The organism is Stenotrophomonas sp. 82F1 (assembly GCF_056861525.1).
The window spans coordinates 170,140-196,765 of record NZ_JBSPUD010000002.1 but is presented as its reverse complement, the minus strand read 5'-3'; the positions used below and the strand labels follow the sequence as shown (position 1 = coordinate 196,765).

The 26,626-nt window shown below is 65.7% G+C and carries 18 protein-coding genes; 8 read left to right on the top strand and 10 right to left on the bottom strand.

The annotated features are described in order from the left end of the window. Positions 1 to 32: 32 nt before the first annotated feature. Entirely contained in the window at positions 33 to 293 is a 261-nt protein-coding gene (locus AC13GI_RS03240) for a hypothetical protein (protein ID WP_482995476.1), read from the bottom strand. After that, positions 290 to 9,001, bottom strand: coding sequence for a glycoside hydrolase family 94 protein (locus tag AC13GI_RS03235; protein WP_482995475.1), 8,712 nt, complete (start codon positions 8,999 to 9,001; stop codon positions 290 to 292). The genes AC13GI_RS03240 and AC13GI_RS03235 overlap by 4 nt, the downstream gene beginning before the upstream one ends. 200 nt (positions 9,002 to 9,201) lie before the next feature. On the opposite strand from AC13GI_RS03235, the gene AC13GI_RS03230 reads away from it, so the two are divergent. Continuing rightward, the gene (locus AC13GI_RS03230; RefSeq protein ID WP_482995474.1) at positions 9,202 to 11,853 is read left to right on the top strand and encodes an excinuclease ABC subunit UvrA; all 2,652 of its coding nucleotides are present in this window, start codon (positions 9,202 to 9,204) and stop codon (positions 11,851 to 11,853) included. Between the two features lie 75 nt (positions 11,854 to 11,928). On the opposite strand, the gene AC13GI_RS03225 is transcribed toward AC13GI_RS03230, so the two are convergent. The 3 genes from AC13GI_RS03225 to AC13GI_RS03215 all read right to left on the bottom strand — a co-directional run bounded on the left by AC13GI_RS03225 (position 11,929) and on the right by AC13GI_RS03215 (position 13,980). Further along, positions 11,929 to 12,777 (bottom strand): alpha/beta fold hydrolase, encoded by an 849-nt coding sequence (locus AC13GI_RS03225; protein WP_243379805.1) that lies wholly within the window; start codon positions 12,775 to 12,777, stop codon positions 11,929 to 11,931. 94 nt (positions 12,778 to 12,871) lie between these two features. Next, on the bottom strand, positions 12,872 to 13,654 hold the full coding sequence (locus AC13GI_RS03220; RefSeq protein ID WP_099818499.1) for an SDR family oxidoreductase: 783 nt from the start codon (positions 13,652 to 13,654) through the stop codon (positions 12,872 to 12,874). Beyond that, the gene (locus tag AC13GI_RS03215) at positions 13,651 to 13,980 is read right to left on the bottom strand and encodes a nuclear transport factor 2 family protein (protein ID WP_482995473.1); all 330 of its coding nucleotides are present in this window, start codon (positions 13,978 to 13,980) and stop codon (positions 13,651 to 13,653) included. Before AC13GI_RS03215 ends, AC13GI_RS03220 begins: the two co-directional genes overlap by 4 nt. A gap of 100 nt (positions 13,981 to 14,080) precedes the next feature. On the opposite strand from AC13GI_RS03215, the gene AC13GI_RS03210 reads away from it, so the two are divergent. Together AC13GI_RS03210 and AC13GI_RS03205 are read left to right on the top strand one after the other, a co-directional pair. Beyond that, a complete protein-coding gene (locus AC13GI_RS03210) occupies positions 14,081 to 15,016 on the top strand; it encodes a LysR family transcriptional regulator (protein ID WP_482995472.1) in 936 nt (311 codons plus the stop codon). A 90-nt stretch (positions 15,017 to 15,106) separates the two neighbouring features. After that, positions 15,107 to 16,618, top strand: coding sequence for a serine hydrolase domain-containing protein (locus AC13GI_RS03205; RefSeq protein ID WP_482995471.1), 1,512 nt, complete (start codon positions 15,107 to 15,109; stop codon positions 16,616 to 16,618). A gap of 119 nt (positions 16,619 to 16,737) precedes the next feature. On the opposite strand, the gene AC13GI_RS03200 is transcribed toward AC13GI_RS03205, so the two are convergent. The 3 genes from AC13GI_RS03200 to AC13GI_RS03190 all read right to left on the bottom strand — a co-directional run bounded on the left by AC13GI_RS03200 (position 16,738) and on the right by AC13GI_RS03190 (position 19,677). Then, positions 16,738 to 17,739 (bottom strand): NADP-dependent oxidoreductase, encoded by a 1,002-nt coding sequence (locus tag AC13GI_RS03200; RefSeq protein ID WP_482995470.1) that lies wholly within the window; start codon positions 17,737 to 17,739, stop codon positions 16,738 to 16,740. Beyond that, complete coding sequence (locus tag AC13GI_RS03195) at positions 17,736 to 18,518, bottom strand: SDR family NAD(P)-dependent oxidoreductase (RefSeq protein ID WP_099818495.1); 783 nt, start codon at positions 18,516 to 18,518, stop codon at positions 17,736 to 17,738. Before AC13GI_RS03195 ends, AC13GI_RS03200 begins: the two co-directional genes overlap by 4 nt. Before the next feature lie 61 nt (positions 18,519 to 18,579). After that, on the bottom strand, positions 18,580 to 19,677 hold the full coding sequence (locus tag AC13GI_RS03190; protein WP_482995469.1) for an alkene reductase: 1,098 nt from the start codon (positions 19,675 to 19,677) through the stop codon (positions 18,580 to 18,582). Between the two features lie 133 nt (positions 19,678 to 19,810). Between AC13GI_RS03190 and AC13GI_RS03185 the strand changes: the two genes are divergently transcribed. Further along, positions 19,811 to 20,392 (top strand): TetR/AcrR family transcriptional regulator, encoded by a 582-nt coding sequence (locus AC13GI_RS03185; RefSeq protein WP_482995468.1) that lies wholly within the window; start codon positions 19,811 to 19,813, stop codon positions 20,390 to 20,392. A gap of 90 nt (positions 20,393 to 20,482) precedes the next feature. Here the strand turns inward: AC13GI_RS03185 and AC13GI_RS03180 are convergent, their stop codons facing one another. After that, the gene (locus tag AC13GI_RS03180; RefSeq protein ID WP_482995467.1) at positions 20,483 to 21,376 is read right to left on the bottom strand and encodes a LysR family transcriptional regulator; all 894 of its coding nucleotides are present in this window, start codon (positions 21,374 to 21,376) and stop codon (positions 20,483 to 20,485) included. 109 nt (positions 21,377 to 21,485) lie between these two features. Here AC13GI_RS03180 and AC13GI_RS03175 point away from each other — a divergent pair, with 109 nt between their 5' ends. Genes AC13GI_RS03175 through AC13GI_RS03165 form a run of 3 tightly spaced genes read left to right on the top strand, consistent with a single transcriptional unit; the run spans position 21,486 to position 24,234 of the window. Next, positions 21,486 to 22,544: an alpha/beta hydrolase gene (locus tag AC13GI_RS03175; RefSeq protein ID WP_482995466.1), complete on the top strand. Its 1,059-nt coding sequence runs from the start codon at positions 21,486 to 21,488 to the stop codon at positions 22,542 to 22,544. Then, complete coding sequence (locus AC13GI_RS03170) at positions 22,541 to 23,749, top strand: MFS transporter (protein WP_482995465.1); 1,209 nt, start codon at positions 22,541 to 22,543, stop codon at positions 23,747 to 23,749. The genes AC13GI_RS03175 and AC13GI_RS03170 overlap by 4 nt, the downstream gene beginning before the upstream one ends. Beyond that, the gene (locus tag AC13GI_RS03165) at positions 23,749 to 24,234 is read left to right on the top strand and encodes a cyclophilin-like fold protein (protein WP_482995464.1); all 486 of its coding nucleotides are present in this window, start codon (positions 23,749 to 23,751) and stop codon (positions 24,232 to 24,234) included. Before AC13GI_RS03170 ends, AC13GI_RS03165 begins: the two co-directional genes overlap by 1 nt. A 141-nt stretch (positions 24,235 to 24,375) precedes the next feature. On the opposite strand, the gene AC13GI_RS03160 is transcribed toward AC13GI_RS03165, so the two are convergent. Next, on the bottom strand, positions 24,376 to 25,695 hold the full coding sequence (locus tag AC13GI_RS03160) for an outer membrane protein transport protein (RefSeq protein ID WP_099818489.1): 1,320 nt from the start codon (positions 25,693 to 25,695) through the stop codon (positions 24,376 to 24,378). 260 nt (positions 25,696 to 25,955) lie between these two features. Here AC13GI_RS03160 and AC13GI_RS03155 point away from each other — a divergent pair, with 260 nt between their 5' ends. Continuing rightward, positions 25,956 to 26,582, top strand: a complete 627-nt coding sequence (locus tag AC13GI_RS03155) for a TetR/AcrR family transcriptional regulator (RefSeq protein ID WP_099818488.1) — start codon at positions 25,956 to 25,958, stop codon at positions 26,580 to 26,582. Positions 26,583 to 26,626 lie beyond the last annotated feature (44 nt).

The following is a 26,626-nucleotide window of genomic DNA, read 5'->3' as shown; positions in this document are numbered from 1 at the left end:
GAGCCCGGCATCGTAACGCAGGGAGCCAACCCTCACTCTTCTGGCTGCCGCGATGGCACGCTGTCGTCACGTTCGTGCCAGAGCGGCAGCTCGAGCGCGTGGCGCTTCAGCATGGCCTGGATGCACGCGTGTGCGTGGCCCCTTTCCGCGTGCTCACATTGGTCCAGAATTTCTGCAGCCAGCGTTTCAAACTGCGGCCAGAACTGCGCCGGATGCCGCACCTGCGCCAACCAGTGCACCAGCATCTCGGCCAGCGCATCAAGCTGCACCTGTATTTCGGGGCGGACGTTCATCCCGGGGGCGCACCGAGATCAAGCGCAACACGGTAGTGATGCCCGTCATCCCGAAGCAGGACGGTAAGGTCCGGCTGCAGCATGCCATCCACATGCAACGTTGGCTGGCCCTGCGCAGTGCGGGTCACCACGAATTCGTAGAAGCTGCGACCGAAGCGGTAGCTCAGTTCGAATGATGGCCAGTGATCGGGCAGGCACGGTGCAAGCGACAGGCGATCGCCCTCACGACGTATGCCGAGCAGGGATTCCACCAGCAGGCGATACATCCAGCCGGCCGAGCCGGTGTACCACGTCCAGCCGCCGCGGCCGACGTGAGGAGACACGGCGTATACATCCGCTGCCAACACATACGGTTCGACGCGGTAGGTCTGCACCGCTTCCGGGTCCAGCGCGTGATTGAGCGGATTGATCATGCCGGCCAGCTCCCAGGCACGCACCGCGTCTCCCTGCTGTGCGAATGCCATCGCCGCCCACACGGCCGCGTGGGTGTACTGGCCGCCATTCTCGCGCACGCCTGGTACGTAACCACGGATGTAGCCGGGGTCTTCAGTGGTCTGGTCGAACGGCGGATCGAGCAGCTGGATCAGCTGGGCGTCCTTCCGCACCAGATGCGTGTACAGCGAATCCAGCGCCTGCGTGGCACGCTCAGGTGCGGCAACGCCTGACAGCACCGACCAGCTCTGGGAGATCGAATCGATGCGACATTCCTGGTTCTGTGACGAGCCCAACGGGGTGCCGTTGTCGAACCAGGCGCGGCGATACCATTCCCCGTCCCAGGCATGCTGTTCCAGGTTCTGGCGCAGGCTGTCGGCCTGCTGCTGGCACCATTGAGCACGGGAGGTGTCGCCACGCGCGTTGGCCACCCCGATGAAGCGGTGCAGCGTGTCATGCAGGAAGAAACCGAGCCACACACTTTCACCGCGCTGCTGGTCGCCGACGCGGTTCATGCCGTCGTTCCAATCACCACTGCCCATCAACGGCAGGCCGCGCTCGCCGAGCAGCCGGCAACCGCGCTCGAGCGCGAGGACGCAATGTGCATACAGGCTGTCGCGCTGCGTCGAAGGGGTAGGCGTGTCGTAGTACCCTTCCTCTTCTGCGGTCACCGCGCGCCCCTCGATGAAGCCGACCGTCTCGTCCAGCACGCTGGCATCGCCGGTGACCTCCAGGTAACGGCAGGCGCCGTGGGGCAGCCACAGATAGTCGTCGGAGCAGCGCGTGCGCACCCCACGACCTTGCGGCGGGTGCCACCAGTGCATCACATCGCCATCGGTGAACTGGTGTGCAGCGCACAGCAGCAGGTGTTCGCGGGTCAGCTCCGGGCGAGCGTGTACGAGGGCGAGCGCGTCCTGCAGCTGGTCGCGGAAGCCGAACGCTCCGCCTGACTGATAGTAGCCACTGCGCGCCAGGTAGCGGCAGCCCAGGGTCTGGTAGACCAGCCAGCCATTGGCCAGTGCGTCCAACGCCGGGTCCGGCGTACGCACCTGCACCGTGGCCAGCACATTGCGCCAATGGATGCGCACCGCGTCCAGCGCGTCGATGGCCTCCTGGGCGCCCTGGCGGCTTCGTGCCAGTGCCAGCGTTTCCTCGCGGTCGCGCCCCGCGCCGAGGCGGAACGTGGTTTCACTACGGTCGCCCGGCGCCAGCTCCAGGGGCACCTGGATCGCCGCACAGGGATCCAGGCCCGCGCCCATCCGTCCATCCAGCCGTTCGCGCCGCAGCGCCGCCGGTGCCTGCAGGCTGCCGTTGCGGCCGATGAACTCCAGGCGATCACAGGTCCAGCCGCAGCCGTCGGCATCGGTGTCGAAGAAGGCCATCCGGCCGCCGAAGTCGGTGCTGTAGGTATTGCGCGCCAACAGCGCGCCGGTCTGTTGGTCGCGCTCGGTGACCACGTGCATGCGCGACTTCGCGCGCAGGTCACCCATCACCCACTCGACGTAGCCGATGGCCGACAGCCGCCGTGTCCTGCCCGACAGGTTGTGCAGACGCAGGACCGAGAACTTCAGCGGCGCGGCGACGTCGACGAAGACCCACAGCTCACTGGCGATGCCGTCCTCGACATGCTCGTACACCGTGTAGCCGAATCCGTGACGCGTACGGTAGGCCCCGGTGCCCCTGCGCGGCAGCGGCATCGGCGACCAGACACGACCGGTGTCCTCGTCGCGCAGGTAGAAGGCCTCGCCGCCCGTGTCCGAGACCGGGTCATTGAGCCAGGGCGTCAAGCGGAACTCGTGCGCATTCTCGAACCAGGTGTAGCCCGGCGCACTTTCGCTGACGACCGTTCCCAGGCGGGCGTTCGCGATCACGTTGGCCCAGGGCGCCGGCGTCGGCGCGTCTTCGCGCACCACCACGACATACTCGCGGCCGTCCTCACTGAAACAGCCGGTGCCGTTGTCGAACTGGCCGGCGCCGCGGTAGGGAAGGAACGGCCACGGGTCATCCATCTCCTCGTCGTGCCCGGCGCCCGGGGGCAAGCCGGCGTCGAGGCCCCCTTCTGCGACGATGGACAGCCCCGGCGTCGCCTCCGACGACAGTGCCAGTTCCTGCTGCACTGCCTGCGGCACCAGAGGCGGGATCCGTCGCGGAGGCGGCGGTTGGCGGCCGACCTGTGCGGCGAGGGTGCCGTCCTCGTCGCTGATCACCGCCCGTGCCACCGCCTGCAACAGGACGCGATCCTCGTGGGTCATGTTCTGCACCGGCCGCACGAAAATGCCGCCGGGGCGATCAAGCAGGCCCGTCTCCGAACTGGCGGCCACCATCCCCAGGATCTGGTCCTGCAGTTCCTGCCGATAGCCGGCCTTGCTGTCGTTCCAGATGACCAGGTCGGTGTTGAGTCCCTTCTGCCGCCAGTAGGCGTGTGCCTGCACCAGCTGCCTGACCAGTTCCACGTTGTCCGCATCGGTGACCTTGAGCAGCACGATGGGCAGGTCACCCGAGATGGCATGGCTCCACAACCCGGATTGTCCGCGCTGGTTCTGCAGGAGGACCCCGGCGCCCGCGCGCAGCAGTGGACCGACATACAGCACGTGGGCGGCCAGACGCTCGTACAGCGCCGCCTCGGCCTGGCTGGCGTTGATCTGCCGGCGCACCACCTGGCTGTGCGTCCACGCCAGGTCAAAGACGCGGTCGGCCAAGCGGCGGTCACGGTATTTGTCCACCAGCACCTCGCAACCGGGGCGGTCGGCGCCGACGCCATACACCATGTCCAGCTGCACGGTCTGCTCGGGCTCAAGCACCACGCGGACGCGGATCGCCACGATCGGGTCGAGCACCGAACCGTCCGTGCCGGAAAGCTCGGTATCGGTGGTCAATGCCTGTGGCGTCCGCGGCGTGTTGCCACGGCCCAGGAAGCGCGCACGGTCGGTTTCGTAGGAGATCGATACCACCTCCGCGTCATGCACGGCGACCAGATGGAACATCCACGGCGGAACCTCGTCGTGCGAACGCGGCCGGCGCGTGCACAGCACGGCCTGCTTGGCCGCCAGAATCTCGCTCTGCACGAACAGGTTGCTGAAGGCCGGGTGCGCATCGTCGGCCGCCGCAGGTGCCAGCACCACTTCGGCATAGGTGGTGATCTCCACCGTACGCTGGCGACGGCTGCGGTTGGTCAGGCGCAGGCGCCTGAGCTCGATGTCGTCCTCGGCGGAGATGGCGACCTGCAGATGGCTCTCGCAGCCGCGGCGGGTACCACGGAACTCTGCCTTGGCGTCAGAGAAGATCGCCTCGTAATTGTCCACCGCCACGCAGGTGGGCTGGTACGCGGCAGACCAGAACTCGCCGCTGTCCACATCACGCAGATAGCAGAACGACCCCCAGGCATCGGTGGTGCCGTCCTCGCGCCAGCGGGTCAGCGACAGATCGCCGTGGCGGCTGTAGCCGCCGCCGGCATGGGTCAGCATGCCGTGGTAGCGTCCGTTGGACAGCAGCTGCACCTCCGGGCGCGGGCCGCCCGGGTCCCGCAGTACGCGCAGCGCTGTCTCGTCCTCGGCCGTGGCCGAGTGCTCGCCCAGCGCTTCCACCTCATGCGGGTGGAAGACGCCGATGCGCGGGATGCGTTCCTGCAGCAACAGCAAGGTGGCTTGGAACTCGACATCGGCAAGGAAGCGGCGCTGCATCGGCTGGTCGCGCAACAGGTAATCCAGCGACAGCAGGCCCATGCCCTGGTGGTGGGCCATGAACGAACGCAACAGCACGTGATCCTGCCCCGGCGGCAGCCGGGCAGGGGTGTAGTCGATCGCCTCGTACATGCCAAAGCGCCCGGCAAACCCCAATCCCTCCAGTACCTGCAGGTTCTGGCAGGCCGCTTCCGGCGCCACCATCAGCGCCATCATGCTGGCATAGGGCGCGATGACCCGATCCTGGCCCAGGCCGCGCTTCAGCCCCAACCCCGGTACGCCGAACGCCCGGTACTGGTAGTTCAGGCGGGCATCGACGGCGTTGTAGCCGGACTCGGACACGCCCCACGGCAGGTTCAGGGTCCGCCCGTAGACGATCTGCGCCTCGACCGCATGCCGTGTGGTCTGGTCCAGCAGCGTATCCGGATAGCTGGGCATCACCAGCTGCGGCATGAGGTACTCGAACATCGAGCCACTCCATGACAGCAGCGTCGGCGTGCCGTTGACCTCGGTGAGCATCCGGCCGAGCGCAAACCAGCTCTCCTGCGCCAGCTGGCCCTGGGCGATGGCGACGAAGGCGCACAGCCGTGCTTCGGAGGCCAGCAGGTCGTAGAAGCTGTTGTCGAGGCGATGGTCGTCGACGTTGTAGCCGATCGAAAGCAGGTTGCGGGTGCGGTAGAACAGGAACCCGTATTCCATCAGCGAGAACTGCCCGGCGCGGTGCGCCAGGGCCTGCAACTGCTGGATGCGCGCACGGGCATCCGCACCGGCGGTGCCGCGCCGCGCAGCCAGCTGGCGCAGGCTGGGCACCGGTGCTTCGTCGTCCGTATTGGCATCGGCAGGGAGATTGGCAAGCGACGCGTGGGCGGCATGGCATTCGGCGGCGAACAGGGTCGGCCAGTGCAGCTCACCATCCTCGGGCGATGGCGGTGCGGGCCACTGCGCCAGCACGACGTCGGCCAGGCCGACCAGTTCCTGCAGGCGGGCGAGAATCTCCGCCGTTCCGACAGGGCGGTCGACACGCGTTGAGGCCAGACGCTGGCGCAGATGGTTGAGCGCCTCGACCAGTGCTGCATCGTCGCGGCGATGGCGCTGCCGTTCCTCTTCCAGCACGCCGAGCGTATCGGCCAGGCCATCGAAGGTGTGCGGCGCCAGCACCGGCGCATCCACCAGCGCGAGCAGGCCCTGGCGCAGCGTCAGCAGATGCCCGGCAAGATTGCCGCTGTCCACGGTGGAAACGTAGCGCGGCGGCAGCGGCGCCAGGGTTTCAGTGTCGTACCAGTTCAGGAAGTGGCCGCGATGGCGCGGCAGCTGGTCCAGCGTGTCGAAGGTGAGGGCCGTACGTTCAGCGACCGCGCCCAGCTGCAGATAGCCGAAATCCCATGCCGACAGATTGGCCAGCAGGGACAGGCCGATGTTGGTTGGCGAGGTGCGGCGTGCCACCACCAGCGACGGATGCTCCTGGATGTTGTCCGGTGGCAACCAATGATCCTGCTCGCGCACCCAGGCCTGGAAGAAGGACCAGGTGCGCCGCGCCAGCCGGCCCAGGAACGCCCGCTGCGTTACCGAAAGCTCCGCCACGCTCGCGGCCGGTGGCCGGCCCAGCCACGCCATCAACGCGGGGGCAAAGACCCAGGCCAACAGCAAGGGCAGGGCGAACGGCAACGCCTGCGGACGCAGGCTGGCCACCACAACCACCAAAGCGATCGCCAGCAGTGAGGCCGGCGCCATCACCCGCCATTCCGCGCCGCGGTCGCTGCCGAGACGGCGCTCGACTTCGCTTGAAGGGTTCCACTGCAGCAGGTGGCGGCGCGTGACGGCCATGCGCCAGAGCGTGCGCAGCACTGCGTCGCTTGCCAGCAATGCCTCGAAGGGCAGGCACGCGACCTGGGTGGACGCGCGCAGCAACGATTGCAGCGTACCGCGCCCGACCTTGATGTAATGCGCTTCCAGCGGCGTGTCGTCCGGAACGCTCAGGGCATCGCGCAGCATGCCTATCAGCGGCGGTGCGAACCACAGCGCCAGCACCCACGCGGTCCATGCAACAGGGTTTGCGGCATACAACCAGCCCACCACCAGCAAGGCCAGCGCAGCGATCGGCACCAGGCTGCGGCGCAGGTTGTCCAGCAACTTGCCGCGCGACAGCAGACTGAGCCGGTTGCGTTCCCATCCCGGGCCCGGGCGCGGCGTCCACGGCATCAACCAAGGCAACAGCTGCCAGTCACCGCGGATCCAGCGTGCACGGCGCTTGGTGTCGGCGGCGTAGCGCTCGGGGTAGTCCTCGTACAGGCGCACATCGCTGACCAGGCCCGCACGTGCATAGCAACCTTCCAGCAGGTCGTGGCTGAGGATGCGGTTCTCGGGCAGGCGACCCTCGAGTGCATGCTCGAAGGCCTCGACGTCATAGATGCCCTTGCCGACGAACGAGCCTTCGTCGAACAGGTCCTGGTAGACGTCCGAGACCATGCGCGTATACGGATCGATACCGGGCTCGCTGCCGAACATCCGGGCAAAACGCGAGGTGCGGCGCCGGCCCAGGCTGGTGCCGACGCTGGGCTGCAGGATGCCGTAGCCCTCCACCACGCGTTGCAGCGTCGGATCGAAGCGCGGGCGGTTGAGCGGGTGCGCCAGGGTGGCGACGAACGCGCGTGCCGCATCCCGCGGAAGTTGTGTATCCGAATCCAGCGTGATGACGTAGCGGACGCCGATCAGCGCAGCCGCGTCACCGACGATGCGCATGAACGCGGCCGCATCGCCCAGACGGAGCAGGGCATTGAGTGCCGCCAGCTTGCCGCGCTTGCGCTCGTGTCCCATCCACACGCCTTCACCCGGGTTCCATTGCCTGGGGCGGTGCAGCAGGTAGAAACGATCGCCGCGCTCGGGCGCGTAGCGCCTGTTCAATTCCTCGATCCGTGCCGTGGCGTGCGCAAGCAGGGTGTCGTCCGTCGCCGCCGTGGCCTCCGCCGCGTCGAGAAAGTCCGTCAGCAGCACGAAGCGCAGCTGAGGATCACGGTTGGCCAGGAAGCGCACCTCCAGCGCTTCGACCAGTACGTCGATTCCGTCGATGCTGGACAGCATCGAGGGGACCGCGACCACGGTGGCGCAGGCGGCAGGGATGCCTTCGCTGAAATCCAGCTTGGGCAGCGGCCTGGGGGCGACCAGCACCGTCGCGGTCCAGTTCACCAGCACGATGCCCAGCTCACTGAACACCAGCAGTGAGAGCAGCGCGGCCAGCCAGAGCGGTACCGAACCACTGCCGGTTGCCAGCAGGCCCGCAGTGGCCAGCACCGCCAGCAGGGCGATCGGTAGCAGGTACAGCGCAAGCGGTACGCGATGCGCCAGTCGCCGTGCCTTGCGGTGGCGCGGTGCTGCCTCGGCCACCGCTTCCACGGTGGCGTCCAGGCCCTCGCCAACCAGCCAGTAGCCCACGTGCGCACGCGGCCCCTCCGGCGGTGTCGCCGTCCGTGCCAGGTCCAGCGCGATGGTGGCAACACGCTCCTCTGCCATGCGGCTGCCGCGGGCGACCTTCTCCACCACATGGCGGTAGGCGTCGCGGGTAGCGAAATCCATCTGAGCATAGACGGCCATCGGGTCTTCGCGCAGCCGCTGCTCCACCACACTCATGTCTTCAACAAAGGTGCGCCAGTCCATGGTGGACAGAAAGCGCAGGCTGCCGATGCTGTTGCCGATCGACACCTGGTCGGCCGCCTGCTGCTGCCCCTCGGCGGCGACCAGCTCGTCGACGCGCTGCCCGGCCGCTGCAGCCCACTGTTCCAGCCACGCGACGGGCATGGCCCAGGCACCGCCGCGCCCATGCAGCGAGCGCGTCAGCTCGGCGATGAACGCGCCGGTCAACGGCGGCGTGGATCGTGCCATGTCCGCAACCACCAGGACCACATCGGTCGGGGTCTCGGAAGCGGCTTGATTGAGGCTGTCCGCCCATTGCGAAGCGAGGCGACGATCGGTTCCATCGCGCATCACCCGCGCCGCCATGCGCCGCAGGTTCTCCAGCAGCGCCAGACGCAGCATGATGGGAACCGCCCACAGCTCGCCCAGGCTCAGCGGCGCGAGCGATTGGTACGATGCGATGAAACGGCCCAGCGTGTCCGCGTCAATGCGACCGTCACCGTGCGCGATGGCCTGCATCGACAGCTCATACACCCGCGGCAACCCGGCCGAGGGGCCCGAGACAAGCGACGGCAGCTGCCGGCTGTAGCCGCGCGGCAGGTGGCGCCGCGCGGTCTGGATCTGTTCCTCAACCAAGTAGTAGTTGTCGAGCAGCCATTCCCCCGCCGGGGTTACCGGCCGCTGTTCGCGCACCACACTGCTGAGCAGCGAATTGGCGTCTTCCAGCACGCGCTCGTTGGCCTGCAGGCGTTCGAGCAGGCGCTCCGGGCCGGGGCGCATCCGCACGCGGTGCTGGCGCGCCAGCGCGCGGCCGTACACCTCCATCTGTTCAACGCTGTACAGCGCGGCACGCAGTGGGCCCTCGGTGGCCTCGATGGCCGGGACCGAGGCCTGGTGTTCACGCCAGCGCCAACGCACACGACGACGCAGGCGCAGCCAGCGGCCAAATAGACGACGAAGGTGGGGCATGGGCTACCAAGGGGGAGGGTGCGTCCTGCATGGTTGCATTGCAGGTGCCGTGGTAGCTGTGAAGGCCGGGTTCCCGGTCCTTGATGGCGGAGTCGAGCCCCCGGGGCGGAACTCCCTCGCTCCATTCACCCCGCAGCAGCGAGAATGTGTCACCGGGCACGCTCTGCTGCGTGCCGCTTACTGCCTGCAGGATCGCGAAGATGTCCAACACCCCCTTTGGCGAATCGTCATGTGCTGCCGCCGCCAGCGGCTGCGTCGAGGTGCGCGGCGCGCGCGAGCACAACCTCAGGAATGTCGATGTCTCCATTCCGCGCAACGCACTGGTAGTGTTCTCTGGAGTATCGGGTTCCGGCAAGTCATCGTTGGCCTTCGGTACCGTCTTCGCCGAGGCGCAGCGGCGCTACTTCGAATCCGTAGCGCCATATGCACGCCGCCTGATCGACCAGGCGGGAGTGCCCGATGTGGATGCCATCGACGGTCTGCCGCCGGCGGTCGCCCTGCAGCAGCAGCGCGGCGCCAGCAATGCACGTTCATCGGTGGGCAGTGTCACCACGCTGTCCAGCCTGGTGCGCATGATGTACTCGCGTGCAGGCGCATACCCGGCCAACCAGCCCATGCTGTACGCCGAAGATTTCTCACCGAATACGCCACAGGGCGCCTGCAGCACCTGCCATGGCCTGGGGCACGTCTACGAGGTGACCGAAGCGCTGATGGTTCCGGATCCGTCGCTGAGCATCCGCGAACGCGCTATCGCCTCCTGGCCGCCGGCATGGCATGGCCAGAACCTGCGCGACATCCTGGTCACGCTCGGCTACGACATCGACATACCGTGGAAGAAGCTGCCGAAGAAGGACCGGGAGTGGATCCTGTTCACCGAGGAGACGCCGACCGTGCCGGTCTATGCCGGCTTCACGCCCGCCGAAACCCGTGCCGCGCTCAAGCGCAAGCTGGAGCCCAGCTACATGGGCACGTATACCGGCGCCCGTCGCTACGTACTGCACACGTTTGCCAATACCCAGAGCGCGCTGATGCGCAAGCGGGTTTCGCGCTACATGGAAGGCAAGCTGTGCCCGGCCTGTCACGGAAAGCGCCTGAAGCCGGAGGCGCTCTCGGTCACCTTCGCGGGCGTGGATATCGGTGAATTCATGCGCCTGCCGCTGGATCAACTGGCGGACTTGCTGGAGCCCATCGCGCAGGGCGACTTCAGCGCACACAGCCGGGATGAACGCACCAGCAGAAGCGCCACCCGCCGCGACCGCACCACGCGGGCAGCGAGCGGTCGTCCTGTCCATGCTTCGGCCCCCGACGTACGGCTGACCTCTGCCCTGTCGGAGGAGAAACGTCTGGCTGCACAGCGGCTTGCAGGCGGTGTCATGGCGCGTGTACACCAGCTGCGAGGCCTGGGCTTGGGGTATCTCTCGCTGGATCGCGCCACGCCAACACTGTCGGCCGGCGAACTGCAGCGCCTGCGACTGGCCACCCAGCTCAGCTCGTTGCTGTTTGGTGTGCTGTACGTGCTCGATGAGCCCTCGGCCGGCCTGCATCCCGCCGACAGTCAGGCGCTGTACGACGCGCTGGACCGGCTGCGTGACGGCGGGAACTCGGTGTTTGTTGTCGAACATGATCTGGAGCTGATGCGCCGCGCGCAGTGGCTGGTGGATGTCGGCCCTGAGGCGGGCGAGCATGGCGGGCGCGTGCTCTACAGCGGCGAGCCCGAAGGCCTGCGGCACGTGCAGGATTCACGCACGGCCCGGTACCTGTTCGACCAGGTGCCTGCGGCCGCCAGCCGGCAGCGCAGTGCCAACAGTTGGCTGGAGCTGAAGGGCATCCACCGCCACAACCTGCGGGGTGTGGATGCGCAGGTGCCGCTGGGGCTGCTGACCGCAGTGACCGGCATTTCGGGCTCCGGCAAGTCCAGCCTGATGGCGCAGGCACTGCCTGAGCTGATGCTGCTGCACCTGGGGCATGAGCCCGCAGACGATGGAGCGGAGGGCACGCCTACGGAAGGGCCGACCGTGATCGAAACCACGCGAGGCCAGCTTGCAGGTGATGTGGACGCCATCCAGCGGGTCGTGCAGGTGGACCAGAAGCCCATCGGCCGCACGCCACGCTCCAACCTGGCCACCTATACCGGCCTGTTCGACCACGTGCGCAAGCTGTACGCGGCGACACCCGATGCGCGCCGCCGTCGCTTCGATGCGGGCCGCTTCTCGTTCAACGTGGCCAAGGGCCGATGCGAAACCTGCGAGGGCGAAGGGTTCGTCAGCGTCGAGCTGTTGTTCATGCCCAGCGTCTATGCGCCTTGCCCCACCTGCCACGGCGCCCGCTACAACGAGGCCACGTTGAAGGTGTTGTGGAACGGCCGCAACATCGCCGAGGTCCTGCAGATGACGGTTGAGCAGGCGCATGCGTTCTTCATCGAGGAGGATGCCATTGCCCGCCCGCTGCAGTTGCTGCAGGACATCGGACTGGGATACCTGCGACTGGGCCAACCGGCCACGGAACTGTCAGGCGGTGAAGCACAACGTATCAAGCTGGCCACCGAGCTGCAGCGCAGCCAGCGTGGGCGCACGCTTTACGTGCTGGACGAGCCCACCACCGGCCTGCATGCGTCGGACGTGGACAGGCTGCTGGTCCAGCTGCAGCGGCTGGTGGAGGCCGGAAATACGGTGGTGATGATCGAGCACGACATGCGTGCCGTCGCGCAGGCGGACTGGGTGATCGACCTCGGGCCGGGCGCCGGTGCTGCGGGTGGCACCATTGTGGCGAAGGGAACGCCGCAACAAGTGGCCCGCGCCAAAGGCAGCAGGACGGCGCCTTTCCTTGCGCGGGAGCTGGGGCAGGGCGGCTGATCGAGGGGCGGACGCATTGGACGAAGACGCCGGGCGCGACCGAGGAGTCGGCGCCCGATGTCCTGCTGCCGGAGCCTACTTTGTCGAGCTGATCGCTTCCTTGGCCGCTTGGTCGATCGTGTGGGCGACCACCTTGGGCTGCGTCATGAAGACCGCATGGCTTGCCGAAACCCTGGTGATGCGGGCGTTGATGCGCTCGGCCATGTGGATGAGCATCGCCTGGTCGAATGCCTGGTCTTCGGTGGCAATGACGGCCCAGCTGGGTTTCGTCCGCCAGGCGGCCTGTGTCAGCTTCGTGGCGAACGCCGACATGTTGATGGGCACCTGCGAGTCGCGCAGGAATGCGGCGTCAGCGTCCGTGGTGTCGTGTGCGAAGCCGGCCTTGAACGCGGTCTGGCTGATGAATCCGAAGCCGTCGCTCCCGGTTTCAATGACGAACCTGGGGGTGGGGGCGAACCCTTCGTACTGCTGTGCGGTGGTCTCACCTGCATCCGGTGCCAGCGCGGATACATAGACCAGGCCTGCCACCTTGCCGTGCACGCCGGCTTCGGTGATCACGGTGCCGCCCCAGGAATGGCCGACCAGGATAGTGGGACCATCCTGTCGGTCGAGCACGCGCTGGGTGGCCCTCACGTCATCGGCAAGCGAGGTCAGCGGGTTCTGCACGATCGATACACGATAGCCGAGCGCGGTCAGCTCGTTGTAGACCGGACGCCAGCCCGCGCCATCGGCAAAGGCGCCATGGACCAGGACGACGTTCTTCACCCGGCCGGCATCGCCAGCGGCGGCATCGGCGGCCTGTGTGGACGGGCTGAAGCCGGCCGCCAGGGCGGCGGCGAGCACGGCGGAAATGAGCGTGGACATGTGTGTTATCCCAGGTGGTGATGGTCGGCAGGGCAACTTTGCGCTGAGCGGCAGGATCATGGGTGGCATGGAATCCTGATAACTTGATCCAGCGTACTGATTGGCGTGGGGGCAAGGCCGGACGTGATCAGCGCTCGGCCAAGCGGAAGCCTGCCTACACCGTCGGCACCGTTCCGCCGTCGATGATGTGCTCCGATCCCGAAATGGAGGCCCCACGGGGCGAGACCAGGAACGCGATGAGATCGGCCACTTCGCTCGGTTTGGCCGGGCGCCCCAACGGAATCCCGCCCAGCGCATCCATGACCATCTGCCTGGCACCTTCGTAGTCGGTGCCGGCATTGGCGGCGATGCCGCCGAGGAAATCGACCGCAGCTTCCGTCTCGATCCAACCCGGCGAGACACGGATCACGCGCACGCCCTTGGGGGTCACTTCCTTGGACAGGGCCTTGCTGTAGGTGGACAACGCCGCCTTCGCGGCGGCGTAGGCGATCGTGGCGTCATGCAGCGGCAGCATGCGCTGGATCGACGACACATGCAGGATCACACCGTCCCCCTGCGCGATCATCGCGGGGAGCAATGCACGATCCATCCGCACGGCCGACATCAGGTTCAGATCGAGCGCCGTGGCCCATTCGGCATCGTCCAGCCTGGCAAAGCCACCAGCAGGCGCCGAAGAGCCACCGACCACGTTGATGAGGATGTCGATTCCATGGAGCTTTTCCTGCGCCGCCTCGACCGCTTCGCGTACCCCGTGCGCCGTCGCGAGATCGGCCGCCACGTAGTGGACGCCCTCGACAGGCTGCTTCGGAATCGAGCGTGCCGTCGCGACGACCCGGGCATCAAGCTGGGACAGCAGTTCGACGACAGCCGCGCCGACGCCGCGCGTGCCGCCCGTTACCAGGATGCGCTTTCCCGCCAGTTGGAGATCGAAATTCATGGCGCGACCTCCAGTGAGGCGATCTTGCCGCGCTCCAGCACGAAGACGTAACGCAGGTCCAGCGGGCTGCCGGGAAAGTTGCCCGACACCCGGCAGGTAACGACGTGGGAGCGCCCCTGGGTTTCCAGAGTGTGAGGTTGGGTCGTATAGGTGTACCTGGCAGATGCCTCGTTCTTCCAGGCTTCGATCGCGGCCGCGCCGGAATGGGTGTTGCCCTCATCAAGGACTACACCCTCCCTGGTGAAGCAGGAGGCTACCGCATGACCGCTCTGGTGGTCGGCGGCGAAGTAGGCTGCGATCGGCGCGGGCAGGTCCAGATCTTTCATTGCAATGTTCCGTTTGGGGTGTACGGAGCTAGATTGATTGGTTTCCTGCGGTTAGAGAATCACCTATTATCCGATCAGGCCATGTAGGAATCAGTGCACAATGCGCGGCTCCGAATTTGCGGAACTCAAGGCCTTTGTGGCCGTGGTCGAGCGCGGCAGCTTCGCGCGGGCTGCCGATCATCTGGGCCTGTCACGGTCGGCCCTCAGTCAGATCATCCGCCAGTTGGAAGCCCGGCTGCGCGTGCGCCTGTTGAACCGCACCACACGCAGCGTCTCGCCGACCGAGCCCGGTCGGCGGCTGCATGAGCGCATGGCCCCCATGCTTCGCGAGATGGACGAAGCCGTGGCGCAGGCAATGGGCGCGAGTGCGCGTGCGGCGGGAACCCTGCGTATCAACACCCTGAGCATGGGCGCCAAGCGCGTGCTCGCGCCACGGTTGGGACGTTTCGCGCAGGCCAACCCCGATGTCGTTCTCGATATCGTGATAGATGATGGCCTCAGCGACATCGCGGGAGAGGGATTCGATGCCGGCATACGGGTAGGTGGGCGGCTGCAGAATGACATGGTGGCGGTCCGGCTGACTCCAGATTTCGAGCTGCTTGCCGTAGCTTCGCCCGAATATCTTGCCCGGCATGGCACACCCAGGACGCCGGCGGATCTGAGCCGCCACGCCTGTATCAACTGGCGCTTTCCGGGCAGCGGCAAGGTCGCGGGCTGGCCGTTCAAGAAGAAGGAAAAGGCGATCGAGTTCTTCGGTGATGGAAAGGTGATCTCGAACCATCAGGACATCATCGTGCCCGCCGCGCTGCAGGGACTTGGAATCCTGTACGCCTACAATGACAGTGACATAGCGGACGCCCTGCGCGATGGACGGCTCAAACGCGTACTTGCCGATTGGTCGCCGACGGTGCCCGGCCTCTTCCTCTACTATTCCAGCCGGCGTCACATGCTGCCGGCACTGCGTGCTTTCATTGATTGCCTGCTTGATCAGGACGTTGGCAGCGACGCGCCCACCCAGCCAGGCCTTTCCGGCTGATCGTCCCGCTGGAGGTCCAGATCCTCGATGCCTGCTTTCGACCCAAAGCGATCTCCCTTGGCGGGGGCACGCTCCACCTTGGAGACCACGATGCCTGATGTCGTCGCGCCTGCAGAGATCGGACAGCGCCTGTTGCTCCGCACCAGTCTCAGCGTTGCATCGATCGTGCTGATGTTCGTGGTTCCATCGGCCCCTGCGCAGGAGGTTTCACCTGCAATCCAGTCCCGGATTGCCCGGGTGGAGCAGGGTCTTTCCAGTCGCGTAATCGTCAAGGGCGCCACCGGCCAAAAGGCGTCGATTGCCACACGCATGGTCTTCCACGCTGTTCCAGCGGTCAGCATTGCGCTCATCAACGATGGGCATGTCGAATGGACGCGGAGCTACGGCGTGCTCGATACGACCGGTCAACGCGCGGTCACACCTGCAAGCCTGTTTCAGGCTGGCTCAATCAGCAAGCCTGTCAGTGCACTGGGCGCGCTGCGCCTGGTTGAGCAGGGCAAGCTGTCGCTGGACGATCCTGCGAACGGTCAGCTCAGCAGCTGGAAGATTCCGGAGAACGCGTTCACCCGGCAAAGCCCCGTCACGCTACGCGGTCTGCTCAACCACAGTGCCGGCATCAACGTCCATGGCTTCTACGGCTACGCAAAGGGCCAACGGGTACCGTCGCTGCTGCAGGTGCTGGATGGCGTGGCGCCAGCGAACTCCGAGGCGGTTCGTGTGGAGGCCAGGCCCGGCACCGGTTGGAAGTACTCCGGGGGTGGCTACAGCGTTGTCCAGCTGATGATGACCGAATCCGGCGGGAAGCCATTCCCCGAGTTGATGCAGGCGTTGGTCCTCGGACCGCTGGACATGGACGACAGTACGTTCGCCATGACACTGCCGCCAGCATGGCAGGCGCGGGCCGCAACGGGCCATGACAGCAACGGAACGCCCCTCGCCGGCGGTTGGCACGTCTATCCGCAGTCGGCAGCAGCCGCGCTCTGGAGCACTCCAGCGGATCTGGCCAAGGTGGTCGTCGACATCCAGCAGGCGCAGTCCGGAAAGCCCGGAAAGGTGCTGTCCAGTGCGATGACCTCCACAATGCTGAGCCGGGGTCTGGGTGAGTACGGCCTCGGGCTGTACGTTGAAGAGCTTGGCGCGGGCAGCAGCTTTTCCCACTCGGGAGGTACGGATGGGTTCCGCTCGCAGCTGTATGGCTACACCCACACCGGGCAGGGCGTGGTGGTCATGACCAATAGCGATAACGGCGCTGCTCTGATCGATGAGATTCTTGTCAGCGTGGCGGCAGAGTATGGCTGGCCGGAGTTCCAGATCATCGAGAAAGCTGCGTTGGCAGCCGACCCAGCGGCCAACGCGACGTATGCGGGCGACTACACTCTGGTGGGCAAGCCTGCGCAGATCATTGCCGAAGGAGACCGCCTGTATCTCCAGAGCGAACTGTTCAGCAAGCGGCCGATGCAGCTGTTTGCGGAGTCAAAGACCCGGTTCTTCATGACCGCACAGGACATGACGGTCGAATTCCAGCAGGCAGGCAGCACGAGGCCAGGCAGCTTTTCGCTGAAGCGCGGGAACAGCACCTACGTCGCCATGCGGGCGGATTAGTTGCGAAGCCAGTACCACTCGGATGTCCGCTTCCGGCCGGAGTCGCACACGCGCGGGGGCAACGCGCTTTCAAGGGTATCGAGTGTCCACCCACCCGCGATGCCTGACTTCGTCAGAATCTACGGCAACTCGACAACAACCTTGCCCTTTGCCCGCCCGCTCTCCACATAAGCCAACGCGCCTTGGGTGTCCTGGAACGGAAACACCCGGTCAATGACCGGGCGGATCACACCGGACTCGACCAGCGGGGTGATCCCGCGCAACTGCTGCCCGTCGGCGCGCATGAAGACAAAGGTGTAGGTCACGCCTTTCTGCCTGGCCTTGCTGCGGATGCCACGGCTGAGCAGGCGCAGGACCTGCTTGAGCGGCCAGCCGAGCCCGCGCGCGGCGGCAAAGGCCGGCGTCGGTGGCCCGGAGATGGAGATGAGATGTCCGCCCGGCTTGAGGATCTGCAGAGAGCGCTCCAGCTCCTCTTTACCCAGGCTGTTGAGCACCACATCGTAGTCGCGGAGTTCGGAGGCGACGTCCTGCTGCCTGTAATCGATGACGACATCCGCGCCCAGCGCCTTCACCCACGCGACGTTGGCCGTGCTGGTCGTGGTCGCCACGAAGGCTCCCAGATGCTTGGCCAGTTGGATGGCCACGGTGCCGACGCCGCCGGAGCCGGCCTGGATGAACACCTTCTGTCCTGGCTTCAGCTGTGCGGTTTCCACAAGCGTCTGCCACGCGGTCAGTGCGACCAGCGGCAGCGAGGCGACCTCCACCATGCTGAGGTTGCCGGGCTTTGGCGCCACAGAGCCCGCGTTGAGCGCGATGAACCCGGCGAACGTGCCGATGCGATCATCGTCGGGACGTGCATATACCTCATCGCCCGGCTTGAACTGGGAAACGCCCGCGCCCACACGCTCCACCGTACCGGCCAGGTCGTTGCCCAGGATCAGCGGCAGGCGATACGGCAGGACCGCCTTGAACTCGCCACGCCGGATCTTCGTGTCCAGCGCGTTGACGCTGGCCGCGTGCACGCGGATGAGTACATCGCCGTCGCGCAGCGGTGGCGTTGGTACCTCTCCGATGCGCCCCGTTTCCTTCTTGCCATACCGGTCGATGAGGAAGGCTTTCATGCGCGGTAGCGCTCCGCTGCCTGCGCCTGGCGGAGATCCGAGAGCAGGCCCTGGCGCGATGCCTCCAGCGTGTCCCAGCGTTCGGCCACATGCAGCGGCGGAATGGTCACCGGTTCGCGGCGATCAAAGCCGACCAGCGCGGCATCGACCAGTTCGCCAACGTCCATCACTTCGGGCAGCGTGTTGATGTCGATGCCGGCACGCTCCCAGATCTCGGTGCGGGTGGCCGCCGGCAGGACGGCCTGCACGTAGACGCCCTTGGGCGACAGTTCCAGGCTCAGGCCCTGCGACAGGAACAGCACGAAGGCTTTGGTCGCGCCGTAGACGGTCATGCCAAGCTCCGGTGCCAGGCCGACTACCGAGCCGATGTTGACGATCGCGCCTTCGCCGGCGGTGGCCAATCGCGGTGCAATGGCAGCGGCCAGGCGCGTCAGGGCGAGGGTGTTCAGTGTTACCAGTTGGTCGATGCTGTCGGCCGATTGCGCGGTGAAGCCACCGGACTGGGCGATGCCTGCGTTGTTGATCAGGATGCCGATACGGGCATCGTCACGCAGGCGGGCTTCCACGGCGGCCAGATCGCTGCGCTGGGTGAGATCGGCCGGCAGGACGTCTACGGCGACCCCGGTGTCCTGGCGCAGGCGCGCGGCCAGTGTTTCCAGACGCGTCCTGTCGCGCGCAACCAGCACCAGGTCGTGTCCGCGGCGTGCGAAGCGTTCGGCGTAAACGGTGCCGATGCCGCTGGAGGCGCCGGTGATGAGGACGATGGGAAGCTGGCTCATGGTGTGTCTCTTGGAATTGGAAGGGGCGAACGGGGTGTGCAGCGTGGCGCTGTCGAACGGGTTACTGCGGCGCCGTATCGGTCAATGCGGGGTAGTCGGTGTAACCCTCCGCACCGCCGCCGTACAACGTCGCTGGATTCAACGCGTTCAACGGCGCGCCGGTTTTCAGGCGTTCGACCAGATCGGGATTGCTGATGAAGGCACGGCCAAACGCGACCAGGTCTGCTTTGCCAGCGGCAAGCCGTGCGTTGGCCAGTTCGAGGTCGTAGCCATTGTTGGCCAGGTAGGTGCCGGTGAAACGCCGGCGCAGGCTGTCAAAGTCGAACGGCGCTACGTCGCGCGGGCCACCGGTAGCACCTTCCACCACGTGCAGGTACACGATGCCCAGAGCGCTGAGCTGATCAACGATGTAGTCGTACTGCGGCTGCGGGTCGCTGACGGTGGAAATCGCGTTGGCCGGAGAAACCGGCGAGATGCGCACACCGGTACGATCGGCGCCGATCTCCTGCGCCACGGCGGCGGTGACGTCCAGCAGCAGGCGCGCGCGGTTCTCGACCGAGCCGCCGTACGCATCGGTGCGCTGGTTGGCGCCGTCCTTGATGAACTGTTCCAGCAGGTAGCCGTTCGCACCGTGGATTTCGACCCCATCGAAGCCGGCGGCGATGGCATTGGCGGCGGCCTGGCGGAAGTCGTTGACGATGGCCGGCAGTTCGTCGATCTCCAATGCGCGCGGCTCGGACACATCAACAAAGCCGTTGTGCACGAACGTCTTGGTCTGCGCACGGATGGCGGAGGCGGAGACGGGTGCGGCGTGGCCGGGCTGCAGATCCACGTGCGAGATGCGGCCCACGTGCCAGAGCTGCACGAAGATGTGCCCGCCACGTGCGTGCACGGCGTCGGTGACCTGGCGCCAGCCGTCGATCTGATCCTGCGTGTAGAGCCCGGGCGTGTCCTGGTAGCCCTGGGCCTGGGCCGAGATCTGGGTGGCCTCGGTGATGATCAGGCCGGCCGAGGCCCGCTGGGCGTAGTAGGTGGATGCCAGTGGGCTGGGCACCAGGCCGGCATCGGCGCGGTTGCGCGTCAGCGGTGCCATCACGATACGGTTGGCCAGCGTCAGCGGGCCAAGGGGGTAGGGTTGGAACAGTGTCGTGGTCGTCATGTGATGTGGGGCTGCTGGTCGTTGCCGCAATGATGATGACCGTAATCCATGATGTCAATGGTTTGATGATGAACGTAATCAATACGTGCTAGACTGCCGTCCTTCCGCAGCACAGCCCCTGGGGCATCGGGTCATGAAGGTCACCAAGGCACAAGCGCAGGCCAACCGGGCGCACATTGTCGAAACCGCATCCACGCTCTTCAGGGAGCGGGGCTACGACGGTGTAGGCGTCGCAGACCTGATGGCGGCTGCAGGCTTTACCCACGGTGGCTTCTACAAACACTTCGGCTCCAAGACCGACCTCATGGCCGAAGCCTCCCTCTGCGGCCTGGCGCAATCTGCCGACGCCGCAGCGGGCATGGATCTGGCGGGATTTCTTGGCTACTACCTTTCCCGGGAGCATCGGGATGACCCAGGCCACGGCTGCACGATGGCCGCGTTGAGTGCAGACGCCGCGCGCCAGCCGGCAACGGTCAAGGCAGCCTTTGCCGCCGGCATTGAAGCCCAGGTAGGGCGCCCTGCCGGCGAGGATGATCCGTCGAGCGAGCACGCCAGCCCGGAGGCGCGTGCGCGCCGGATAGCCCTGATGGCCATGGCCGTGGGCGCGGTGGTGCTGTCCAGGTCCTGTCCGGATGATTCGCCGCTGGCGGACGAAATCCTGGATGCGTGCCGGGCGGCCGTCATCGCGCGCCTGTCGGATGCGCCCGATCGCTGAGTCGCGCCTGCGCGCGTGCGTCTGGGCCGTCAGCCGGCGCGCGCGATGCAGGCCGCCGTGCTTCAGTCCGTCCTGGCACCACCGCGGACCTTAAGCGTCCCGCTTCAGCCAGCCCACCAGCGCCGAAAATGCCGGCGAGGGCTGCCGGCGGTTCGGGTAGTACAGGTGATAGCCCGGAAAAGGCACGCACCATTTGTCGAGCACGGCAAGCAGCCGGCCCTCGGCAATGTGATCGGCCACCATCGGCTCAGGCACGTACGCCAGGCCCAGGCCGTCCAGGGCGGCATTGATCACGTGGATCATGCTGTTGAACACCAGTGGTCCGTCGCCGCGCACGGTGAACTCCTTGCCCTTCTCCTCGAACTCCCACGCATAGATGGCGCCATTCGGGCGATGCCGGATGTGCACGCAGCGATGCTGGGTGATATCGGCGGGCTTCCTTGGCTTGGCATGCTTCTGGAAGTAGTCGGGCGATCCCACCACCACCAGCCGCCAATCCGGCCCGACCCTGACCGCGATCATGTCCTTGCTGAGCGCCTCACCCAGCCGGATGCCGGCGTCGAAGCGCTGTTCCACCACGTTGGTGAAGCCGTAATCAACGTAGAGCTCCAGTGTGATGTCCGGATACTCGGCGAGGAATCCGGCAAGGCGAGGGCGGATGATGGTCTCCATCGAATCGTCCGTGCAGGAGATCCGCAGGGTTCCGGCCGGGCGATCGCGCAGATCCCCCAATGCCTCCACACTGGCGCCGATGGCCTCGAAGTGCGGTGCGATGGAGCGCATCAGGCGCTCGCCCGCCTCGGTCGGGGAGACGTTGCGCGTGGTCCGGGCCAGCAGCCGGATGCCCAGGCGCTTCTCCAACAGCCGCATGGAGTGGCTGAGCGCCGAGGGTGTCACCCCCAGGCGAACAGCTGCCTTGGTGAAGCTCTGCTCCTGGGCCACCACCAGGAAGGCCTGCAGGTCGTTGGTCTTCACGCTGCTCATGGGTCAATTGTGAGCTCAACTCAGTAATGCATCAACTTTCAGCCGGCTTATCGCGGTAGCAGGCGCCGTCTATCGTGGCGACCTGAGTTCCCACTGAGGCCGTCCGCACATGAAACCCACCACGCTGCTGCTGGCACTGATTGCCAGCCATTTCGTTCCGCAGTCGGCCGTGGCCGCCGAGGCACCGGTCGCCGCAAGAACCGCCGGCGCCGACAATTTCTACAGAAGCGCCAGCGTAAAGGGCGAGCGCGTCAGCTTCCGCAACCAGTACCAGATGGAGGTGGTCGGAATGCTGTACCGGCCTCAGGGCCAGGTGCGGGGTGCCCGCGCGCCAGCCGTGGTAGTCGGTCATCCGATGGGCGCAGTGAAGGAGCAGAGTTCACAGTTGTACGCGCAGAAGCTGGCTGAGCAGGGCTTCGTTACACTGGCGATCGACCTGTCCTTCTGGGGTGAAAGCGCCGGTACGCCTCGGCACCTGGTGTCGCCGGAGATCTATTCGGATGACATCAGCGCGGCGGTGGACTTCCTGAGCGCGCAGTCGTTCGTGGACCCGGAACGAATTGGCGGCTTGGGTATCTGCGGCAGTGGCAGTTTCGTGATCAGCGCTGCGAAGATCGATCCACGCATCAAGGCAATCGCGACGGTCAGCATGTATGACATGGGCGCCGCCGTGCGCCAGGGGTTGAACAACACGCAGTCGCTTGAACAGCGCAAAGCGATGATCCAAGCGGCGACGAAGCAGCGCCTGGTTGAGTTCAACGGTGGGCAGGCCGCCTATGTGCCGGGTACCGTGAATACGCTGGATGCCGATACGCCGGACGTGCAGCGTGAGTTCTTCGATTTCTACCGTACGCCGCGCGGTGCCTATGCAGCCGCAGGCGAGCAGCCCGAACGAACCACCCAGCCGCTGTTCAGCAGCCTGGTCAAGTTCGTCAACTTTTATCCTTTCAACGATATCGAGGCCATCTCGCCGCGGCCGATGTTGTTCATCTCGGGTGACCATGCACATTCCCGTGAGTTCAGCGAGGATGCGTACCGCAGGGCAGCCCAGCCGAAGGAACTCTACTGGGTGAAAGATGCCGGCCACGTAGACCTGTATGACCGCACCGACCTGATTCCCTTCGCCAGGTTGGCGACGTTCTTCCAGCAAGGCCTCGCTGGGAAATGAGCAGTAACGACGCGACGGCCGAACGGGCCAACTGGGGCGGTGTGCTCGCGATGACACTATGCGTGTTCGCACTGATCGCCTCCGAATTCATGCCGGTGAGCCTGCTCACGCCCCTGGCGGCTGACCTCGGTGTGTCCGAAGGGCTGGCCGGGTATGGAATTGCCATCTCCGGCGCCTTCGCAGTGCTGACCAGCCTGTCGATCTCCCGGTTGGCCGGCAGCATCAACCGGAAGACGCTGCTGCTGACGCTCACCGCAGTGATGGCGGTGTCGGGCGTGGTGGTGGCGATGGCTTCCAGCTACCCGATGTACATGATGGGCCGGGCGCTGATCGGCGTGGTGATCGGTGGGTTCTGGTCGTTGTCTGCGGCCACGGCCATGCGCCTGGTGCCTGCAGCGCAGGTGCCGCGAGCACTGGCGATCTTCAATGGCGGCAACGCGCTGGCGACGGTCGTGGCCGCGCCACTGGGCAGTTACCTTGGCGGCGTGATCGGATGGCGCGGCGCGTTCCTGTGCCTTCTGCCTGTGGCAGCCATCGCGCTGGCATGGCAGTGGCGGTGCCTTCCCTCCATGCCCGCAGAAGGAAGGCCATCCCACGGCGGGGTACTGGCCCTGTTGCGGCGGCGGGTGGTGATGCTGGGCATGGCGGCGTGCGGCGCGTTCTTCATGGGGCAGTTTGCCGTGTTCACCTATGTGCGCCCGTTCCTGGAGAAGGTCACGGGTGCAGGGGAATCCGCGGTTCCGCTGGTGCTGTTGGCCATGGGTGCAAGCGGCTTTGTGGGCACGCTCGCGATCGGGGTATTCATCAGGCGCGGCCTCTACCGCACGCTGGTGGCTGTCCCGATCCTGATGGCGGTGATTGCCGTAACGCTGGTGCCGCTGGGTTCGCACCTTTGGCCGACTGCCGCACTGTTTTCGGTATGGGGGCTGCTGGCCACGGCTGCGCCGGTGGGCTGGTGGAGCTGGCTGGCGCGCACGTTCACCCGCAACGCTGAGGCGGGCGGCGGGCTGATGGTAGCGGTGGTGCAGTGCTCGATCGCGTTGGGTTCCACCCTCGGTGGCCTGCTGTTGGACAGCGCTGGTTTCGCCAGTACGTTCCTGGCCGGCGCAGGCCTGCTGTTGCTCGCGGCCTTGCTTGCCCATGTCACGGCTGCCGATGCTGCATCCGCGTCCGGCTCGGCGGTTGCCGCGGAAGCCCGAGGCTGATGGGACGCGCGGCGCAGATCATTGCGCAGCTGCTTTCGCTTTGCCTTGCATTCGCGGCGGTGCCTGCATGTTCTGCCGGGCAGAATCAGCACGCCGTTGCGCTCATGAAAACCGCACCCAACCCGAAGGTCCCTGCAATGAAGATCCGGCTGATCATCAACGACCAGACACTGTCGGCCACGTTGGAGGACAGCGTTCCCGCACGCGACTTTGCCGCCCAGTTGCCGATTACCCTTCAGCTTGAGGACTATGCTGCTACGGAGAAGATCGCGCAGCTCCCGCGCCGCCTCAACATTGCCGGCGAACCGGACGGGATCACGCCACTGGCTGGCGATATCGCCTTCTACGCGCCGTGGGGGAACCTGGCGATCTTCCACAGACCGTTCGGTTACTCGAAGGGGCTGGTGCTGCTTGGACGTATCGAGGGAAGTCTGCAGGCCCTTCGTGCCGAGGGACCGCTGGTGGTTCGACTGGAAGTCGAGTAGCGGTCTGGCTGCCGCGCTTACTCCGAACCGCTTCTTTGTTGGCGACAGGGCCTGGCATCCGCTTGTGTGATCGGGATTGCCAAGGCGGCTGGCGGCTTGCGCCGCCAGCCTACGGACGCGGGAGGGGACCCGCCCGGTGCTTTAGAAGTAGTAGGCAGCTGAAAAAGCCACGATGTCTGAGCCGACGTCGTACTCGCCCTGCAGGCTGCTGCCCGTAGCCGAGGTCACCGACACTTCCGGCTTGTCCAGGAAGAGATGCGTGTAGCCGACGCTGTACTCAGCCGACTCAGAGGCTCGATACGTAGCGCCCAGGGATAACCACTTGCGGTTGCTGTCTGGCACGCGGACATCACGGATATCGTCTGTCACAGGGCTCTGATCGGTCGCGATGCCCGCGCGGAGCGTTAGCTTCTGGCTATAGCGATACTCCGTGCCGATGGAAGCAAACGTTGTATCCCGGTAGCTGAAGTCCAGAGCCCGGGTGGGCTGAGCAGAGTGGAAGTCCAGCCTGATTTCGGCGAACTTGGACCATGCCGTGCGTGTCACATCGGCCATGACCGTCCAGCGGTCGTTGACCTGGTGGCTGATGCTGCCGGTCAGCGTGGCGGGAAGATTGAGCGCAGTGCTTGCGTTGGTGTCGACAAACCAGCCAGGACGCGCTGCTGCCAACAATGGTGCGGCGGTCGCTGGAACCCCGAAGCGTACCTCTGCGTCGTTGAGCTTGTGTTCCACCCTGGACCGATATGCGATGCCGATGTTGGTTCCCTCTACCGGCGTGAAGAGTCCGCCGAGGGTGAAGCCAACCGCGTCATCCTCGGCGTCAATGCGCGTATAGCCATCTGCGCTTCCCGGAGAAAAGCCGGGCGCCCGTGCGCCAGCGAGCACGGCGCCAAAATCGACAGCGTCGTAGAGCTTGGCTTCCACGCGCTCGACAAAAATGGAGGCGCCAAAGGACACATAAGGATTTACGTCGTAGGAAAGCGACATCCCCAGGTCAACCGATTTAATTTCCGTCTTGATCCCGTTGTAGCGACCGACCCAGTCGCTCTCGTACTCAGTCTTGAAGCCAAATGGCGCCGTCAGTGAAAGCCCCAGGTGGGCCTTCTCACCCAATGGGGTGTTGAAATAGAGGGCAGGGATGGGGCTGGTGTCACCCGCGTCCCCGCCATCGCCTCCAGAGAGCGGACGTCCCAGGGCATCGCGTCCTTCGCCTTTGAAGTCCACGGTGTAGTTCACAACACTTGCATCGGCTTGAAACAGCCGCCCATCGAGAAGACGCATGGCAGCCGGATTGTCCGCTATCACCGATGCGTCGCCTGGCGCACTGATCGACCCCGCAAAAGCGCGGCCCAGGCCCTTTGCACTTTTCTCCTTCAACTGGAATGCAGCAGCCTGCGCATTACCAGTCGCGCCTGCCAATGCACCAAGCAGGGCCAGCGCAAGTGTCGTTTTTGTGGTCATTGCTTGCCCTCCACAGGCAGCTGTCGATGCGGCGATTCGGATGGGGAGATGCTTGATTCAGAAGGCGCTCCTCACGGCATGAGACGGTTCGGCCCTGGTGCGCAGCGCGCATCCCGGCTGCGGAGTCATCGCCCAGCTGAGCCGCCCCGAGTATTGGACAGGTGACCGAGGCCGTCAACCGTCACTCTGGGGCCGATAGTGGACCGATACCCGATCGGTCACCATTTGCCCGCGTTAGCGCGCGGCGCTACCCTTGCCCGATGTCTACTTCAACCTCTGCAGCACTCGACGCCGGGCGCGGCCCCGCCGAGCACGACGTGCGCACCCAGATCATCGAGGCTGCCACCGCGCATTTCAGCCACTACGGCTATGACAAGACCACGGTGTCCGACCTCGCCAAGGCCATCGGTTTCTCGAAGGCCTACGTCTACAAGTTCTTTTCCTCCAAGCAGGCCATTGGCGAGGTGATCTGCGCCAATTGCCTCAGTCAGATCGAAAGCGAGGTTCATCAGGCCCTGCAAGGCGTGCAAGCGCCTGCCGAGAGGCTGCGGTTGTTGTTCACCGTCATTGTGGAGGCCGGTCTTCGCCTGTTTCTGCAGGATCGGCGCCTGTATGAAATTGCCGTTGCGGCCGCGACGGATCAATGGCCTTCAGCGCAGGCGTATGAAGGGCGCATCAGGCAGCTTGTTGAAGACATCATCAAGGATGGACGCGCTTCCGGCGCATTTGAGTGCACGACGCCGCTCGAGGACACCAGTCGTGCGGTCTACCAGGTCCTGCTTCCTTATCTGAATCCGGTGACGCTGCCGCACCTGGCGCCCCTGCACAAAGAAGCGCCAAGTGCCTTGCAGGAGTTGGTCCTCCGGAGCCTTGAGTCACGCCCGTAGTGACTATTGACTATATTAGTCACTAGGAACAGAATGCCTCCGGA